The sequence below is a fragment of the Dactylosporangium siamense genome, from assembly GCF_016862795.1.
GTDB classification, from domain to species: domain Bacteria; phylum Actinomycetota; class Actinomycetes; order Mycobacteriales; family Micromonosporaceae; genus Dactylosporangium; species Dactylosporangium siamense.
On record NZ_BONQ01000127.1, the window covers coordinates 47,294 to 63,691 of the forward strand.

Genomic DNA, 16,398 nt, shown 5'->3' on the forward strand with positions numbered 1-16,398 from the left:
GGGCCAAATCGGCTTGGCCCGCCCCGTCCCCGGGCCGTAACGTGCTCGCATGCAGACGACGCTGCGCGGTGCCCTGGTGACGCTGCGGCCGGCCGCGGCCACCGACGTTCCCGAGCTGGCCCGGATCCGCGCCACGCCGGAGGTGTACGAGCGGTGGCGCGGCGGTGACGACCTCGCCGCCGCGGTGGCCGAGGACCTCGACGACCCCGACAGCCATCCCCTGGCCATCGAGCACGACGGCCGGGTGGTCGGGATGATCCAGTGGGGTGCGGAGACCGACCCTGACTACCGGCACGCGAGCATCGACATCTACCTCGACCCGAAGGCGCACGGCCAGGGGCTGGGCACCGACGCCGTGCGGACCCTGGCCCGGCACCTGTTCGCCGAGCACGGCCACCACCGCATCGTCATCGACCCCGCCGCGGACAACGCGGCCGCCATCCGGTGCTACGGCAAGGTCGGCTTCCGGCCCGTCGGCGTCATGCGGCGCTACGAACGCGACGCCGACGGCGGCTGGCACGACGGGCTGCTCATGGACCTCCTCGCGGACGAGCTGACCTGACCCGCCGGACGGCAGCCCGAAGGCGGGTCAGGTCGGCCCGATCAGCACCAGCCGGCGGACACCGGGGCGCTCTGGAACGATCCGGAGACCGCGGTCACCGTCGTGCGGCAGTCCGATCCCGAGGTCTGGGTCGTGGCGGTGACTTCGTCGGTACCGGCCTGCGCCGGCACCGTGATCTGCCGGTCGACGTAGTACGCGCGGTACAGCTGGCCCCAGCGCGGGTCGGTGTACGGCTCCCAGTACTGCCGGGTGATGGTGACCCGGAAGGACGTCTCCTCGACGGAGTTGTCCTTGAACCCGAGCACCGTGGTGCCGTCCTGCGCCCGGGAGATGGTGCGCGGGTTGCCCGGTGCCGCGAGCACGCCGGTGTACGTCCTGCAGCCGAGCGACGGGTTGCCCGGGTTCGGCGCGCCGGCCGGCACCACGCTGATCGCCCACGCGCACACCTGGTGGGTGCCGAGGCCGGCCGGGACGGTGGCGTCGAAGCCGCGGTAGGCGCCGTAGGACGGGTAGGCGTCGGCGACGTCCTGGCGGTACGTGTCGGCGGTGAGCGTCCGCTTCCACGCGCCGTCGAGGTAGATGTCGACGACGAGCGGCGCGCTGCCGCTGTCCCGGTCGATGCCCCAGCCGCTGACCCGCACGGCGTTGCCGACGTAGGTGACCGCGTCGAGCGTGCCGTGGACGGGGATGTCCCGCGGCGCCGGCGGCGGGTCGTCCCCGCCGCCGTCACCGCACGCGGGCGGCGGCACCGGCCGGTCGCACATCGGCTCGGCGCCGGCCGGGCCGGCAGGGATGACGACCGCGCCGAGCAGACCGGCCAGCGCGACCGCGCCGGCTCGAAGAAGGTGTCGTTGCAAGGTGTGCTCCTCTGCTTCGGTCACCCGTGTTGGTGACGCAGAGCAATGTACGAATGCGGCTCGGCCGCCGATCCGGTCCACCGTGGACCGTGGCACAAACTGGGGACAGGCCCGGCTTCCGGGACACACGTCGGGACACAACTCGGGACACTTGTCCCTGTACGACCAGGTCAAGCGCCTGCTGTACTGCAACGGGTCCACTGTGGATCCACAGTGGACACCTCGTCGACCCCCGGCGGGCAAGCCCGACCCGGACAGCTACGGAAGGTAATCAACGGGGTGAGGGGTCGCGGCGGATAGCATCCACGGGTGGAAATCTTTGACGGTATCGACGGCGCCCGGCTCGCGTACCACCGCATCGGTGCCGGCAGCCCGCTGATCTGCCTGCCGGGCGGCCCGATGCGGGCCTCGGCGTATCTCGGTGACCTCGGCGGGCTGTCGGCGCGGCACACTCTCGTCCGGCTGGACCCGCGCGGCACCGGCGGGTCGGCCGCCGCGGACGACCCGGCCGGCTACCGGTGCGACCGGCTCGTCGAGGATGTCGAGGCGCTGCGGGCGCACCTCGGCCTGGACCGCGTCGACCTGCTCGGGCACTCCGCCGGGTCGGCCGTGGCGGTGCTCTACGCCGTGCGCCACCCCGACCGGATCGGCCGGCTCGTGCTGCTCAACCCGTCCCCGCGGGTGGTCGGCCTCGACATCACCGACGCCGACCGCCGCGAGGTCGCCGAACCGCGCCGCGGCGAGGCCTGGTTCGCCGACGCGTTCGCCGCGTTCGAGCGGATCTGGGCGGGCACGCAGACCGTCGCCGACTGGGACGCGATCACGCCGTTCACCTACGGCCGGTGGGACGACGCCGCGCGGGCGGACGTGATCCGGAAGAAGGACGACCGCAACGACGCCGCCGCGGCCGCCTACTACACCGGCTACGACCCGGCGCCGGCCCGGGTCGCCGTCGCCGACCTGCGGACCCGGGTGCTGCTCGTCGCCGGTGAGCACGACGTGGCGCTGCCGCCGAAGGTCGCCGCCGAATACGCGGGGCTGTTCCCGCACGCGGAGGTCGCCGTCCTGGCCGGCGGCGGGCACTCCCCCTGGCTCGACGACCCGGCCTGGCTCGCCACGACCGTCGCGGCCTTCCTCCGCTGACCCGCACGCAGCGCCGCATGCCGGGTTGACGGCGGTTTGTACGTTGATCCGCTCGCGGGATCAACGAAGAAGGAGCATGCATGCGACGCCTGGCGTTATCGACCTTCGTGGCCACCCTGCTGGGTCTGGCCCTCACCGGCTGCGACAAGGAGGCCGTGGACTCTCCTGCCGTACAGCAGCCGACCACGCAGGCCTCCACCGCGCGGAGCGCGGCCGGCGACGCGTACCCGGAGACCGAAGAGGGCGCGAAGGCGCTGCTGCAGGCGCTGCCGAAGAACCCGCCGCTGGTGCTGCGGCTGAAGCCGACGACCGAGGACTACCGCGCGCTGTTCGTGGGTGACGCCGCGGCGAAGGCCGAGCGGTTCTACGCGGCGAACCTGTGGAACGATGCCAAGCTCACCGCCGACGCCGGGCAGACGCAGCTGCAGGTCTTCAAGGCCACGAGCGACGAGATCCGGTCCTGGTCGCCGACCGCCGAGGCGAACTTCCCCGGCGGCTACCAGCAGGCCGGCCCGCATCTGAAGCCGGGTTTCACCTGGTACCGGTGGCGGTACGCCGAGCCGGGCAAGGACTCCGGGATGGCGTATGACGGCCTGGTCCATGTCAACGGTCACTGGGTGTGGACCCCGAAGCCGTGGCGGGCCCTGGAGGGCTGACGGCCCGCGCGGCACCGGCGTCACGCCGCCGGGTCGACCCGCTGCATCACGCAGAACTCATGACCGGCGGGGTCGGCCAGCACGACCCAGTGCACGTCGCGCTGGCCGATGTCGACGCGGGTCGCCCCGAGCGCGACGAGCCGCTCAACCTCGTCGGCCTGGTCCCGGTCGGTCGGCCACAGGTCGAAGTGGATCGGCGTCTTGCCGCGCTTGGGGTCGGTGGTGCCGATCAGCAGGATCGCCGGGCTGGACGGCGGCCCGGCGATGGCGACGCCGGTGTCGTCGCGTTCGGTGATCCGGTAGTCCAGCGCCGCGCACCAGAAGGCCGCGGAGGCCTCCGGGTCGGGACAGTCCATGATGATGTCGCCGATCTTCGATGCCACGCCGGTGATTCTCGCAGACGTCACCGCTGGGTAAGCTCGAAGCGGCACCGGCCCCCGCGATGTGAGGCAGACGAACGATGGATGAGCGGGAAGAGCTGGACTGGCAGACGTTCGGCGGCGCGTCGCGGGCCCTCGCCCAGGCGGTCGTCGACGACGGGTTCCGCCCCGACGTGGTCCTGTGCGTGGCGCGCGGCGGGCTGCTCCTGGCCGGTGCGCTGGGCTACGCGTTGGACGTGAAGCACCTCGTGATGATGAACGTCCTGTACTACACCGGCGTCGACGAGCGGCTCGACGCCCCGGTGGTGCTGCGGCCCACGCCGGATGGGGAGGACCTCGCCGGGAAGCGGGTGCTCATCGCCGACGACGTGTCCGACACCGGGGCGACGCTGCGGGTGGTCCGCGACTTCTGCGTACAGCACGCCGCGGACGTGCGCTGCGCCGTGCTGTACGAGAAGCCGCAGACCACCGTGCGGTGCGAGTACGTGTGGCGGCGCACCGACCGCTGGATCAACTTCCCGTGGTCGAACGAACCACCGGTGGTCCCGTCCCGCTGAGGTGGACCGCTGCGGTGGACCGCTGCGGTGGACCGCAGCGCTCAGGACAGCGTGCGGGTGCGGTGCAGGACCTGCCGCAGCTGGTGGAGCAGTTCGTCGGTGGTGAAGGGCTTGCGCAGCAGCGGGTCGTCGGTCAGGGTCCGCCCGCCGGGCAGGTTGCCCGCCGTGTAGCCGGACATGTAGAGCACCGGCAGCTGCGGGCGCAGGAGCCGGGCGGCGTTGGCGAGCTGCGGCCCCGCGATGTCGGGCATGATCACGTCGGTGAGGAGCGCGTCGACGGTGAAGGCCGGGTCGGCGCACAGTTCGAGGGCGGCGGTCGCCGAGGCCGGGGCGGTGACCCGGTAGCCGGCTCTGGTCAGGATCCGCACGACGATGTCGCGGACGTCCTCGTCGTCCTCGACCACGAGGACGTGGCCGCCCGGCTCGCCGGTGCTGGCGGGGACGGCGGTGCCGGCGGCGGCCGCGGTGTCGGGCAGCTCCGCCGACGGCAGCAGGACCGTGATGGTGGTGCCGCGGCCGGGCAGGCTGTCGATGTGGATGTCGCCGCCGGCCTCGGTGATGACGCCGTAGGCGGTGGCCAGGCCCAGCCCCGTGCCGTTGCCGGGTCCCTTGGTGGTGAAGAACGGTTCGAACGCGCGGGCGACGACGTCGGCGGGCATGCCACAGCCGGTGTCGGTGACGGTGAGGCTGACCGTGCCGGCACCCGAAACGCCTGGAGCCAACGGCATGACGCGGGTGGTGGTGACGGCGAGCCGGCCACCCTCGGTCATCGCGGCGCGGGCGTTGACGACGAGATTGACGATGACCTGTTCGAGCTTGCTGCGGTCGATGGTGACCGGCGGCAGGTCCGGGTCGAGGTCGGTGGTGAACGTGATGTCCTCGCCGATGGTGCGCTGCAGCAGCTGTTCGGTGTCGGCGACGACCTGGTTGAGGTCCAGGACCTCCGGCTGGGACGGCTCGAGGCGGCTGAAGATGAGCAGCTGCCGGGTGAGCGCGGCGGCGCGTTCCGCGGCGTGGCTGATCCGCAGGATGTCGGGCTGGCTCGGATGCGCCGGTCCGAGGGCGTCGGTGATGTCGCTGGCGTACGCGGTGATGATCGCGAGGAGGTTGTTGAAGTCGTGGGCGATGCCGCCGGCGAGGTGGCCGAGGGAGTCGAGCCGTTCGGCCTGGCGCAGTTCGTGGTCGAGCCGCTGCTGCTCGGTGACGTCGCGGAGGGTGCCTTCGACCGCGATCGGGGTGCCGTCCCCGCCGGCGATGAGGATGGCGCGCTGCTCGATCCACAGCTGCCGGCCGTCGGGGTGGTGGGCGCGCACGACGAGCGGTCGGGCCCGGGGCAGCAGCCAGGAGGTCTTGAACGCCTCCCGGTCCTCCTCGTCGACGATCCCGACGAGCAGCGACGGGTCGGCGCACACCTCGGCGGGGTCGTGGCCGGTGATGACGGTGATCGCCGGGCTGATGTATTCGAGCCGCCGGTCCGGTTGCAGGCGGAACCGGAAGATGATGTCGATGGAGTGCTCGGCGAGGAGCCGGAAGCGTTGCTCGCTCTCCCGCAGCGCCGCCTCGGCGGCCCGCCGCTGCCGCCGTTCGTCGGCGTCGCGCAGCTCGCGTTGCACCGCGGGCACGAGGCGGCTGCTGCGGTCCTTGAGGACGAAGTCGCTGGCGCCGGCCTTCATCATCGCGGCCGCGGTCTCCTCGCCGACCTGCCCGGACACGAGGATGAACGGCGCGTCGCCGCTGTGCTCGCGCAGCGTCCGCAGCGCCTCCTCGGCGGTGAAGGACGGCAGGTTGTAGTCGGAGATGACGAGGTCCGGCGGATGCTGGCGGAGCGCGGCGCGGAACTGCTCGGCGGTGGTGACGATGTCGACGGTGAGGTCGAGGCCGCCGCGGTGCAGCCGGGTGACGATGAGGCGGGCGTCGTCGGGGTCGTCCTCGACGATCAGGACCCGGGTCTGCGGCATCAGAGGCTGCCGGGGCGGGCCGGGACGGGTTCGTTGACCAGCAGCCAGTACATGCCGAGCACGTTGGTGGCGTTGACGAAGTCGGCGAACACGACGGGTTTGCGCACGTAGCTGTTGGCGCCGAGCCGGTAGCTCTCGACGATGTCGCGTTCCTCGCTGGAGGTGGTGAGGACCACGACCGGCAGCGGCTGGGTCGCCGGGTCGGCGCGGATGCGCCGCAGCACCTCCAGGCCGTCGTACTTCGGCAGCTTCATGTCGAGCAGGATCAGCGCGGGCCGCAGCGGCGTGGCGCCGTCGGGCGGCTGCAGCAGCTCGATCGCCTCGGCGCCGTCGGACGCGACGACGACCCGGTTGCCGATGTTGTTCTTCGCGAAGGCGCGCAGGGTGAAGGTCACGTCGTCGGGGTTGTCCTCGACGAGCAGGATGACCCCGTCGTTCATGGTGTCTCCGGTGCGAACGGTGCCGGGCCGCCCCGGTTCGGGGCGAGCGTGAACCGGAAGACGGCACCGTCACCGACCGTGCCGTCGGCCCAGATCCGGCCGCCGTGGCGGGTGACGACGCGGTGGACGATGGCCAGCCCGATGCCGGTGCCCTCGAAGTCGCTGGCGGCGTGCAGCCGCTGGAACGGTTCGAACAGCTTGCCGGCGAAGCGCATGTCGAACCCGGCGCCGTTGTCGCGCACGAACAGCACGGCGGCGGGTTCGGCCCCGACCTCGACGGCGGCGTCGTCGCGTTTGGCGGTGAACTTCCACGCATTGCCGAGCAGGTTCTGCAGCACGAGCCGGATCAGGTCGGCGTCGCCGGCGGCGGTGAGCCCGTCGGCGACGCTCACCCGCACCTGCCGGTCGGGGTCGGCGGCGCGCAGCTCGGCGACGACGTCGCGGGCGATGGCGGTGAGGTCGACGGTGCCGCGGTGCAGTTCGGTGCGGGTGGCGCGGGACAGGTTGAGCAGGTCGTCGATCATCGCGGCCATCCGCGCCACGTTGGCCTGCAGGCGGTCGAGGTATTCGCGGCCGTCGCCGTCGAGCCGGTCGCCGTAGTCCTCCAGCAGCAGCTGGCTGTAGCCGTCCAGGGACCGCAGCGGCGCGCGCAGGTCGTGCGACACCGAGTACGCGAACGCGTCGAGCTCCTGGTTGGACGCGTGCAGCTCCGCGGTGCGTTGCAGGACCCGGTCCTCCAGCTCCGCGTTGAGCCGCCGCACCTGCTCCTCGGCCCGTTTGCGCTCGGTGATGTCGGTGGAGATGCCGCAGACCGCGTACGGCGCGCCGTCGGCGCCGATGAGCGGGAACTTCACCGTCACGTAGGTGTGCGGGCCGTCGTCGCCGGGCGCCTCCTCCTCCATCTGCACCGGCCGGCCGCGCCGCGCCGCCTGCAGGTCGTTGGCCCGGAACTCGTCGGCCATCGCGGTGGGGAACAGGTCGTGGTCGGTGAGCCCGACGATCGCGTCCCGGCTGACCTCGAACAGCCGCTCGTATTCGCGGTTGACCAGCATGTACCGGCCGTCGAGGTCGCGCATGTAGATGACCGCGGACGTGTTGTCGATGAGGGCCAGCAGCTGGTCGTGCCCGACCCGGGGGTCGTAACCGGCCGGTGCGGCCGCGTCGGCGTTCACTGCTGCCCCGGCGGCCGGTCGCCGGTCGCGCCGCCGTCCGGTGGGTCAACGTCGCGGGTGTCGTCGTCGCGGGCGTCGTCGTCGGAGGTGCGTGGTCGTACCAATGCCGCCGACGAAACGGCGAACCGCGCCTCCGCGCGCAGGTGGGCCCGCAGGACGTCGACGCCGGCCAGGGACTCCAGGTCGGCCGTCGGCAGCCGGCGCAGCGCCGTCAACGGGTGCCGGCCGCGGATCCGGGTCAGGCGCTCCAGCGCGGTCTCGTCCATGCCGGTGGTGCCGCGCCGGTTGGACACCACACCGGTGTCGCCGACGCCGGCGCGGTCCCGGTCGCGTTGCGGCGTGAACAGGTACTTCTTGGCGAGCATGAGGTGCGTGCTGGAGACCCGCGCGTGCGCCCGCAGCACCAGGTACAGCGCACCGAGCGCCGGGCAGGAGCCCAGCAGCACCCGCAGCCCGGCCGGCGACTGCTCGGCCAGGTCTCCGGCCGGTCGCAGCCGGGCCAGCAGCAGCTCGGGCAGGCCGGGGCGGTCCATGACCACGCCGAGCCGGTCCCATTCGCCGGCGAGCATGCCGGGGCGCAGCCGGGCGATGTGCCGGCGGTAGCCCGGCGGGTCGACGCCGAGCAGGAGGTCACGCTCGAGGGCCTCGGGGTCCAGCGCGCCGCTCGGCGGCACGTCGCCGGGCCGCCAGTGCACGGCGAACTGGCGGAACACGTCCATGAAGTGCCCGGCCCGCAGGCCGTCGGCCGGTGGCAGCGCGGCGAAGGCGGCGTTGAGCCGGCGGATCGCGTCCAGCAGCTCCGCGGCGACCCCGAGCCGGTGCACCGCCTCGGCACCGCACACGTCGACGGTCTCCTCGGCCAGGGGCGCGAGCGTGCCGTTGACGGCCCGTTCGAGGGTCTCCGTCAGCTTGGTCAGCTCGAGGAACCTGACCTCGTCGCGTTCGCCGGTGTACGTGCGGACCAGCCCGTCGTCGAACTCGCCCGGCAGCGTGGCGAGGCGGGTGTCGCCCCACCACGCCTCGGTGGCCGGCAGGTTCCAGCGGGTCAGGGAGGCGTACGCGTCGCGCTGTGGGTGCCCGGTGCGCGCCGCGAGCCTGGCGAAGTAGTCGAGGAAGGGCACCCGGTCCGAGCCGGCGGTCAGGTCGAAGGCCCGCTCGGGCCGCTGCCGGTGCGCCGGGTCCCGCTCCTGGTGGTGCCGGCCCAGGCCGGCGCCGACGAGGCCGAGCAGGACCACGAGGCGCCGGGCCTCCTGCGGCGTGCACCGCTCCGGCACCACCGCCAGGGTCGACAATGCCGCGGCGGCCGCCGCGGGGAACTCCCCGGCCGGCCGGCGCCTCGCGACGATGTCGCGGTTGAGCTCGGCCATCGGCCCGTGGACCCACGCCGCCACCGCCGGCACACCCGCTTCAACACGCAACGCAGCCGAGTGACTACGTTCGGTATGCACGTGATCGAACGTACCACGCACGGGCGGCGGCGGGCCGCACGCGGCTGGTTCCCAGAAACCTCCCAGCTCAGGCTGATAGCGTCAGCGCATGGACGGCTGCAGTACGGAGCCGGGCGTCGCCCCGGCTCCCATTTGTCCGGTCAGCGGTGGACGCCGACCGTGTTGATCCTTCTCGGACTCGCGCTCATCGTGGTCCTCACCGCGGCCACCGGCTACTTCGTGGCGGCCGAGTTCGCCTACGTGGCCGTGGACCGCGGCAAGCTCAAACGCGCCGCCGCGGGCGGTGACCAGTCGTCCCGGCGCGCGCTGCGCATCACCGAACGGCTGTCGTTCATGCTGTCCGGCGCGCAGCTCGGCATCACCGTCACGGCGCTGCTCGCCGGTTTCGTGGCCGAGCCGTATCTCGGCCGCGGCCTGGCCGACCTCCTCGGCGTCGCCGGTGTCCCCCGGGCCGCCAGCACGTCGATCTCCGTGGTCCTGGCGCTGCTGACCGCGACCGTGGTGCAGATGGTCCTCGGCGAGCTCGGCCCGAAGAACTGGGCGATCGCCCAGCCGGAGGTCCTGGCCCGGGCCCTGTCCCGGGTCACGCTGATGTACCTCGCGGTGGCCGGGCCGGTGATCCGGATGTTCGACGCGGCCGCGAACCGGCTGCTGCGCCGGGTCGGCATCGAACCCATCGAGGAACTGCCCGAGGGGGCGACCCCGGAGGACCTGGAACGCATCATCGCCGAGTCCCGCAGCGGCGGGCTGCTCGACGCCGACACCTCGCAGCTGCTGCAGCGCGGACTGGCGTTCCGGGCCCGCACCGCCGAGGAGGCGATGATCGCCCGGGTCGACGTCGTCACCGTGGCCGCGACCGACCCGGCGATCCGCCTGGTCGAGCTGTTCGACACCGGGCACACCCGCTTCCCGGTCGTCGGCGACAGCGTCGACGACCTGATCGGCGTCGTCGGCGGCGCCGACCTCGTGGCGTTGCCGGCCGAGGACCGGCACCGCGTCACGATGGCCGAGATCGCGGCGCCGCCGGTCCTGGTGCCGTCCACCGCGGCGCTGCCCACCGTGCTGGAGCGGCTGCGCACCGAGCACCGGCAGCTGGCCTGCGTCATCGACGAGTACGGCGGCTTCGCCGGCATCATCACCCTGGAGGACGTCGCGGAGGAGCTGGTCGGCTCGATCCGGGACGAGGACGACGCACCCGAACCGGCGGCGATCCGCCAGCAGGACGGCTCGTGGCTGGTCCCGGCCCGCTGGCGGGTCGACGAGGTCGCCCGCACGACCGGCGTGACCCTGCCGGAGGGCGACGACTACGACACCGTCTCCGGTCTCGTGCTGCAACAGCTCGGCCGGATCCCGCGCCCCGGCGACGTCGTGGACGTCACCACGCCGCCGGTCCGCCTCGAGGTTATCTCCGTGCACCGGCACGTGCCGGACACCGTGCGCATCGGGGCGTCCGTCGGGGGTTCGTCAATCGGTGGTTCGTCAATCGGGGGTTCGTCATGAGCACCGGCTGGGCCCTGGTTGTCTCGGTGCTGCTGCTCGCGGCCAACGGGTTCTTCGTGGCCGCCGAGTTCGCGCTCGTGGCCAGCAAGCGGCACCGCCTGGAGCAGGCCGCCGCCGAGGGGAGCCGGGCCGCCGCCGCGGCGCTCGCCGGCAGCCGGGAGCTGTCGCTGATGCTGGCCGGCGCGCAGCTGGGCATCACCCTGTGCTCGCTGGGCCTCGGCGCCCTCGCCGAGCCCGCCATCGCGCACCTGCTCGACCCCTGGTTCACCGCCGCCGGCCTGCCGGAGCGCTTCAGCTACCCGATCGCGTTCGTCATCGCCCTCGCCGTCGTGGTGTTCCTGCACATGGTGGTCGGGGAGATGGCGCCGAAGTCGTGGGCGATCAGCGATCCGGAGCGCTCCGCGCGGGGTCTCGCGCTGCCGTTCCGGGCCTTCACCCGGCTCGTGCGCCCGCTGCTCGCCGTGCTCAACGGCCTCGCCAACGCCTGCCTGCGCCTGATCAAGGTGCACCCGCAGGACGAGCTGTCGGCGGCACACGGGCCGGAGGAGCTGATGATGCTGCTGGAGTCCTCCCGCCAGCACGGCACCCTCGCGCAGGACCAGCACCAGCTGCTCAGCCGGATGCTGCAGCTGCAGGGCACCACGATCGCGCAGGTGATGACGCCGTCCGCGGCGGTCGTCACGGTCCCGGCCGACGCCACCGCCGCCGACGTCGAACAGGCCAACCAGGCGACCGGCCGGTCCCGGTTCCCGGTGGTGGACGGCGGCGGCGTCGTGCACGGCGTCGTGCACGTCCGCGACGCGCTGCGGGCCACCACGGCGGGCCGTCCGGCCCTGGCGCGGGACCTGATGATCCCCGCGTTCACGCTGCCCGCCGGCACCAGCGTGCTGGCCGCCGTGCGGGCGATGCGGGAGTCCAGGGCGCAGCTCGCGGTCGCCGGCGACGGCGGCAGCCCGGTCGGGGTGGTCTCCCTCGAAGACCTCCTCGAGGAGGTCATCGGCGAGTTCGACGACGAGACCGACCCGATCACGACGGAGCGCTGACCACCGCGGTCCGCCCGCCACGGCGGCCACGGCGGAGCGGTCCGCGGCGCCTACGGCGTGGCGGCCACGGCGGAGCGGTCCGCGATGCAGCCGATCGTGGAGGCCTCCGGCGCACGCGCCCCCGATCCATCGGTTTCGTCCTCGGCCCGCGTCCTCGGTGCGCTTACCGACCGCTTCCTGCCTGCGCCCGGTCAGCAGCCTCCTGCCATCGCTCCGGATCCCAATGCCCCGCCACCGGCCGCGTGACATCTGGCCACTCATACCGGCCTGCCTGCGACGAGCCAGTGTGTGACGGCCTCCCGCGCCATGCCCTGCGCGACCTCGATCGGCCCCAGGGTCTCGTGCGGCGACAGCATCGGCATGGCCGTCATGCGGAAGAAGTTCTTCTTGACGCCGTCCCCGCCCACCCCTACACCCTGCGCGGTGAGGCGCGGGTCGTAGCCGTCGTGCACCGCCATGACCACCCAGGCCTTGGGTGTCCTCGCCGTCACCGGTCCCCCACCGGTCACCGCGCTCGTGCTCTCCTGATGGCGTCCGCGATAGCCCCGCCGATCTGGTCCCTGATGTCTTCCGCGCTCATTCTTCGCCACCTTTCAACTCGTCGGCCTCTTCGCACCCCACGACGGCGGCACCGTGCTGGGATGCGCCGCCGTCGCGGGCGCGCTGTTCCTGCGCGTCGACCGGCTGCCGGCCCGCTCCCGCGCGTTCCTGACCCGACCACCTGCGCCGCATCGACCCGGACCTGTACACCCTGCACCCGCTGGCACGGCAAACCAGTCGAGTGCGGCACCACCCACCCAGCCCGCTCCGGCAGCGACCTGGACGAGTCGATGTACAGCGGCGGCCCGACCGGCCCCACCTTCTGGAGCGAGACCGGCGGCGCCCGCGACACCCGAGTGGACAGCGGCGCCGGCCATGACGGCGGTGGCGGCTGACAGCGCCTGTCGGCCCGGCGGTGCGTCAGTTGAGCGTGCGGTACGTGCCGGGTGGGGTGCCGACCTCGCGGCGGAAGGCGGCGCCGAACGCGAACTCGTCGCTGTAGCCGACCGCCGCGGCCACCTCGGCGAGGGTGCGGCCGGGCTCGTCGCGCAGCATCGTGGCGGCGAGGTCCATCCGCCAGCGGGTCAGGTGTGCGAACGGGCTCTCGCCGACGAGTTCGCGGAAGCGCGCCGTGAACGCGGTGCGGCCCATCCCGGCGACACGGGCGAGGGCGTGCAGGGTCCAGGGGCGGTGGGATTCGGCGTACGCGGCGTCCAGGGCGCGGGCGATCCGGTCGTCGGCGAGGGCGGCCCGCCACGAACCGGGTATCTCGCCATGGACGCCGCGCTGGATGCCGGCCGGCTGCGCGGGCTCGGCTGGGTGCCGCGGTTCGGCGCGGCGGTCGGCGGGATTCGTGGCGCGCTGACGAACCCGGCCCAGCGGCACCGGATCAGCGCCTGACGACGTCGTGGGCCAGGCGCAGCAGGTCCGGGACGGCGGGGTGGGTGACCGGCTCGCGCCAGGCCAGGATCACGTCGACGGGTGGGGCGTCGGTGAGCGGGACGTAGCGCACCGCCGGGTTCGGGTGCATCGCCGCGGTCCCGGCGGCGGTCACCCCGACCGCGTCGCCGGCGATGATGACCGCCAGCCAGTCGTCGGTGTTCTTCACCGGCACCACCTGGGTCGGCGCGGCGCCCGGCGGCCACAGCGCGAGGCTCGTGCTGCCGGTGACCGTGTTGAGAGCCAGGGGATGCGAGGCGAGGTCGGCGAGGGTCAGCGTGGCCCGCCCGGCGAGGGGGCTGTCGTCGGCCACCGCCGCGAGGCGCGGCTCCCGCATCAGGTGCGCCACGGTGACGCCGGGCACGTCGGGCACGGTCACCGGGCCGCGCAGGACGGCGACGTCGACCGCGCCGGAGGCGAGGCCCGCGCTGCGCTCGTCGAGGCGGAGCACCTCGAGGACCGTCTCGGGATGCGCGCGCTTCCACCGGCGTTGCAGCGACGTGGTGTGGGCCCCGAGCGCCGACCACGCGTGCCCCAGCCGGACCGGGAGCCGCCGGGACCGGTCCGGGTCCAGGGCGTGCTCGACGGCGGCGATCGCGGCGGCGGCGTTGCGGCGGAACTCGTGGCCGGCCGGGGTCAGTGCCAGGTGGTGCGTGGAGCGGTCCACGAGCCGGACCCCGAGGTGCGCCTCGAGCTGTTGCAGGGTGCGGGTCAGCGCCGGCTGCGTCAGGTGCAGCCGGGCCGCCGCTCGCGTGAGGTTGCTCTCTTCCGCGATGGCGAGGAACCCTCTGAGGTGCCGCAGCTCGATGGTCATGCGTGAGCAGCATAACCAGCGGCGAAGCGGCATTTCACAAGATCCGTCGTGGTGCATAGCGTTGCCCGCGTGACCGACGTCCTGACCGGAGCCGTGCCCGCACCGATCGCCACCAGAAGGGGCGGCGGGGTGTGGCGGGTCCTCGCCTCCCAGACGTCCGTCCACAGTGGAGCAGCGGTGGCCACCACGCTCTTCCCGCTCGCCGGGGCGGCGGGGGTCGTCTCGCTGCGGCTGCTCATCGGTGCGGCACTGCTGGTGGCGGTCGGGCGGCCCAGGCTCAGGGGGTACACCTCCCGCCAATGGCTGCTCGTCGGCGTCTTCGGGGCCGTCCTCGCCGGCATGAACCTGGCGTTCTACGTCGCCATCGCGCGCATGCCGATCGGCCCGGTGGTCACCCTGGAGGTCCTGGGCCCGCTGACGCTGTCCGTGATCACCGCCCGGCGCCGGGTCGCGTGGCTATGGGCGCTGCTCGCCCTCGGCGGTGTCGCGCTGCTCGGCAGCGGTGGGTTCGACCAGCTCGACCCGATCGGGGTCGGCTGCGCGTTCCTGGCCGGCACGGCGTGGGCCGGCTACATCATGCTGTCGGCGCGGGCCGGCGCGAACTTCCCGAAGCGGGACGGCCTCACCCTGGCCATGCTCGTCGCCGCAGTCCTCGCCCTGCCGGCCGGGCTGCTCGGCGCGGGCGGGGCGCTGCTCGACCCGCGGGTGCTGGCGCTCGGCGCGGCGGTGGCGGTGCTGTCGTCGGTGCTGCCGTACACGTTCGAGCTGTCCGCGCTGCGGCTCCTGCCGACGTCGACGTTCGCGGTGCTGATGAGCCTGGGCCCGGCGATCGCGGCCCTCGCCGGTTTCGTGCTCCTGGGCCAGGAGCTGCACCCGGCGCAGATCGCGGCGATCGGGCTCGTGGTGGCGGCCAGCGCCGGCGTGGTGCTGTGGAAGGACGCGGCCGCTACCGCATGAGGTGCGCCACGCCGGTGGCCGCCATCATCAGGCCGAGCCCGGTGACCACCGCTGCCGACACCGTCGGTAGCCAGCGAAGTGGCCTGCCCCGGAAGCGGTGCAGGGTCGTGCGGGCGCTCACCAGGACCAGGCCGAGCGCGACGAGCACGGCGGCGAGGCCCAGGCTGAACGCGAGGATCATCCCGAGGCCCAGGGCGGTGCGGTTGAGGGCGATCGCGAGGAGCAGGACGCTCAGCGCCTCGGGGCACGGGATGATGCCGCCGGTGACCCCCATCGCCGTGACGCCGCGCACGGTCGACTGCCGCGGCGCGAGGACGCGAATGGCCGTCAGCGTCCCGCCGCGGCCGGACATCGCTGGGTCCCGCGGCGCCGCCGGGTCGTGACCGTGGTCGTGACGGTGGTCGTGGTCGTGACTGTGGTCGTGGTCGTGACTGTGGTCGTGGTCGTGACTGTGGTCGTGGTTGTGGTCGTGACGGTGCTCGCGGTGGCGGCGGCGCACGAGCCGCACGCCGAGGACGGCCACGACTGTGCCGGCGGCGAGCTCCAGGGCCGGCACCACGACCCCGGGCGCGAGGAACCGCCCCGCCGTCAGCACCGCCACGCCGAGGACGACGACCGCGGCCGTGTGGGTGACCGTGATGACCGCGCCGAGCGTGACCGCGTGCCGTGGGGTCCCGCGGGTGCCGACCAGATACGACGCCAGCAGCGCCTTGCCGTGTCCCGGCGTCAACGCGTGCAGGGCGCCGAGCAGCGCGCACGAGCCCAGCAGCGCCGCGAGCGCCCACGGCGAGGACAGCGGCGCCCGCAACGCCCCCAGCATTTCCGATCCCGTTTCGGCCGGGGTACGGGCCGGCGCCGGCGCCCTGGCTGCGGCCGCCCGCGGGGCGGCGAGGGTGACGGTGATCGTGCGCCCGTCGCGGGCCCGGGCGATCGTGTCGACCCTCACGGGGTCGGCCGGTGCGACGAGCACGTCCAGTTGCACCGTGGTGTGGCCGGGGTCGTACGCGTCGTGGAACTGGACGCTGCTGGCGCCGGGTGCCAGGGGCGCGGCGAGGGTCACGGTCGCCGGGCCGCCCGCCGCCGCGAGCACCTGGTAGGACGGCAGGGTGTATCCGGTGACCGTCAGCGGCACCGTCGCGCCGTCGACGCGCAGCGTGAGCCCCGAGGCGACACCGGCCGCGAACCACTCCGCCTCCGCGGCGCTGATCGTCCGGTCGCGGTTGGTGTCGACGTCCCTGGCGAACGCCGGCGCCGCGAGCACCCCCGGGGTGAGGTCCAGCTCGACGGTGAGCCCCGACGCCGCCGGGGTCAGGTACGCCTGCTGGATCACCTCATCGGTCGGGTGCGCCGCGGCCGGCCCGGCGAGCAGCAGCGGCCCGAGCCCACTTAGGACGGCCGCGGCCCAACCCAGCCTGGTCATGCGTCCTCACTT

At 73.5% G+C, this 16,398-nt stretch carries 17 protein-coding genes; 7 read left to right on the forward strand and 10 right to left on the reverse strand.

Annotated features, from left to right (window positions below; all coding sequences use genetic code 11):
* Positions 1-49: 49 nt before the first annotated feature.
* Positions 50-562 carry a GNAT family N-acetyltransferase gene (locus Dsi01nite_RS40610; protein WP_203851724.1) on the forward strand — a complete coding sequence of 171 codons (513 nt, stop codon included), beginning with the start codon at positions 50-52 and terminating at the stop codon, positions 560-562.
* Between the two features lie 41 nt (positions 563-603).
* On the opposite strand, the gene Dsi01nite_RS40615 is transcribed toward Dsi01nite_RS40610, so the two are convergent.
* Positions 604-1,419: a hypothetical protein gene (locus tag Dsi01nite_RS40615; RefSeq protein ID WP_203851725.1), complete on the reverse strand. Its 816-nt coding sequence runs from the start codon at positions 1,417-1,419 to the stop codon at positions 604-606.
* Between the two features lie 309 nt (positions 1,420-1,728).
* Between Dsi01nite_RS40615 and Dsi01nite_RS40620 the strand changes: the two genes are divergently transcribed.
* Positions 1,729-2,562: an alpha/beta fold hydrolase gene (locus Dsi01nite_RS40620; RefSeq protein ID WP_203851726.1), complete on the forward strand. Its 834-nt coding sequence runs from the start codon at positions 1,729-1,731 to the stop codon at positions 2,560-2,562.
* Between the two features lie 80 nt (positions 2,563-2,642).
* Positions 2,643-3,218 carry a hypothetical protein gene (locus Dsi01nite_RS40625; protein WP_203851727.1) on the forward strand — a complete coding sequence of 192 codons (576 nt, stop codon included), beginning with the start codon at positions 2,643-2,645 and terminating at the stop codon, positions 3,216-3,218.
* A 20-nt stretch (positions 3,219-3,238) separates the two neighbouring features.
* Here Dsi01nite_RS40625 and Dsi01nite_RS40630 read toward each other — a convergent pair whose 3' ends face one another.
* Complete coding sequence (locus tag Dsi01nite_RS40630) at positions 3,239-3,601, reverse strand: VOC family protein (protein WP_239136534.1); 363 nt, start codon at positions 3,599-3,601, stop codon at positions 3,239-3,241.
* A gap of 77 nt (positions 3,602-3,678) precedes the next feature.
* Here Dsi01nite_RS40630 and Dsi01nite_RS40635 point away from each other — a divergent pair, with 77 nt between their 5' ends.
* Complete coding sequence (locus Dsi01nite_RS40635) at positions 3,679-4,155, forward strand: phosphoribosyltransferase (RefSeq protein ID WP_203851728.1); 477 nt, start codon at positions 3,679-3,681, stop codon at positions 4,153-4,155.
* Between the two features lie 41 nt (positions 4,156-4,196).
* Here the strand turns inward: Dsi01nite_RS40635 and Dsi01nite_RS40640 are convergent, their stop codons facing one another.
* Genes Dsi01nite_RS40640 through Dsi01nite_RS40655 form a run of 4 tightly spaced genes read right to left on the reverse strand, consistent with a single transcriptional unit; the run spans position 4,197 to position 9,116 of the window.
* Positions 4,197-6,113: a hybrid sensor histidine kinase/response regulator gene (locus tag Dsi01nite_RS40640; protein WP_203851729.1), complete on the reverse strand. Its 1,917-nt coding sequence runs from the start codon at positions 6,111-6,113 to the stop codon at positions 4,197-4,199.
* Positions 6,113-6,553, reverse strand: a complete 441-nt coding sequence (locus Dsi01nite_RS40645) for a response regulator (RefSeq protein ID WP_203851730.1) — start codon at positions 6,551-6,553, stop codon at positions 6,113-6,115. The genes Dsi01nite_RS40640 and Dsi01nite_RS40645 overlap by 1 nt, the downstream gene beginning before the upstream one ends.
* A complete protein-coding gene (locus Dsi01nite_RS40650; RefSeq protein ID WP_203851731.1) occupies positions 6,550-7,725 on the reverse strand; it encodes a sensor histidine kinase in 1,176 nt (391 codons plus the stop codon). Before Dsi01nite_RS40650 ends, Dsi01nite_RS40645 begins: the two co-directional genes overlap by 4 nt.
* On the reverse strand, positions 7,722-9,116 hold the full coding sequence (locus Dsi01nite_RS40655; protein ID WP_203851732.1) for a hypothetical protein: 1,395 nt from the start codon (positions 9,114-9,116) through the stop codon (positions 7,722-7,724). The genes Dsi01nite_RS40650 and Dsi01nite_RS40655 overlap by 4 nt, the downstream gene beginning before the upstream one ends.
* A 216-nt stretch (positions 9,117-9,332) precedes the next feature.
* Between Dsi01nite_RS40655 and Dsi01nite_RS40660 the strand changes: the two genes are divergently transcribed.
* Together Dsi01nite_RS40660 and Dsi01nite_RS40665 are read left to right on the forward strand one after the other, a co-directional pair.
* Entirely contained in the window at positions 9,333-10,673 is a 1,341-nt protein-coding gene (locus tag Dsi01nite_RS40660; protein WP_203851733.1) for a hemolysin family protein, read from the forward strand.
* Positions 10,670-11,716 carry a hemolysin family protein gene (locus Dsi01nite_RS40665; RefSeq protein ID WP_203851734.1) on the forward strand — a complete coding sequence of 349 codons (1,047 nt, stop codon included), beginning with the start codon at positions 10,670-10,672 and terminating at the stop codon, positions 11,714-11,716. The genes Dsi01nite_RS40660 and Dsi01nite_RS40665 overlap by 4 nt, the downstream gene beginning before the upstream one ends.
* Before the next feature lie 257 nt (positions 11,717-11,973).
* On the opposite strand, the gene Dsi01nite_RS40670 is transcribed toward Dsi01nite_RS40665, so the two are convergent.
* The 3 genes from Dsi01nite_RS40670 to Dsi01nite_RS40680 form a co-directional block, all read right to left on the reverse strand.
* Positions 11,974-12,174, reverse strand: a complete 201-nt coding sequence (locus Dsi01nite_RS40670; RefSeq protein ID WP_203851735.1) for a hypothetical protein — start codon at positions 12,172-12,174, stop codon at positions 11,974-11,976.
* A 502-nt stretch (positions 12,175-12,676) separates the two neighbouring features.
* A complete protein-coding gene (locus tag Dsi01nite_RS40675; protein ID WP_203851736.1) occupies positions 12,677-13,141 on the reverse strand; it encodes a helix-turn-helix transcriptional regulator in 465 nt (154 codons plus the stop codon).
* 4 nt (positions 13,142-13,145) lie between these two features.
* Positions 13,146-14,009: a LysR family transcriptional regulator gene (locus Dsi01nite_RS40680; RefSeq protein ID WP_203851737.1), complete on the reverse strand. Its 864-nt coding sequence runs from the start codon at positions 14,007-14,009 to the stop codon at positions 13,146-13,148.
* 69 nt (positions 14,010-14,078) lie between these two features.
* Here Dsi01nite_RS40680 and Dsi01nite_RS40685 point away from each other — a divergent pair, with 69 nt between their 5' ends.
* On the forward strand, positions 14,079-14,966 hold the full coding sequence (locus tag Dsi01nite_RS40685) for an EamA family transporter (RefSeq protein WP_239136535.1): 888 nt from the start codon (positions 14,079-14,081) through the stop codon (positions 14,964-14,966).
* Here the strand turns inward: Dsi01nite_RS40685 and Dsi01nite_RS40690 are convergent.
* Complete coding sequence (locus tag Dsi01nite_RS40690; RefSeq protein ID WP_203851738.1) at positions 14,956-16,386, reverse strand: HoxN/HupN/NixA family nickel/cobalt transporter; 1,431 nt, start codon at positions 16,384-16,386, stop codon at positions 14,956-14,958. The genes Dsi01nite_RS40685 and Dsi01nite_RS40690 overlap by 11 nt on opposite strands.
* Positions 16,387-16,398 lie beyond the last annotated feature (12 nt).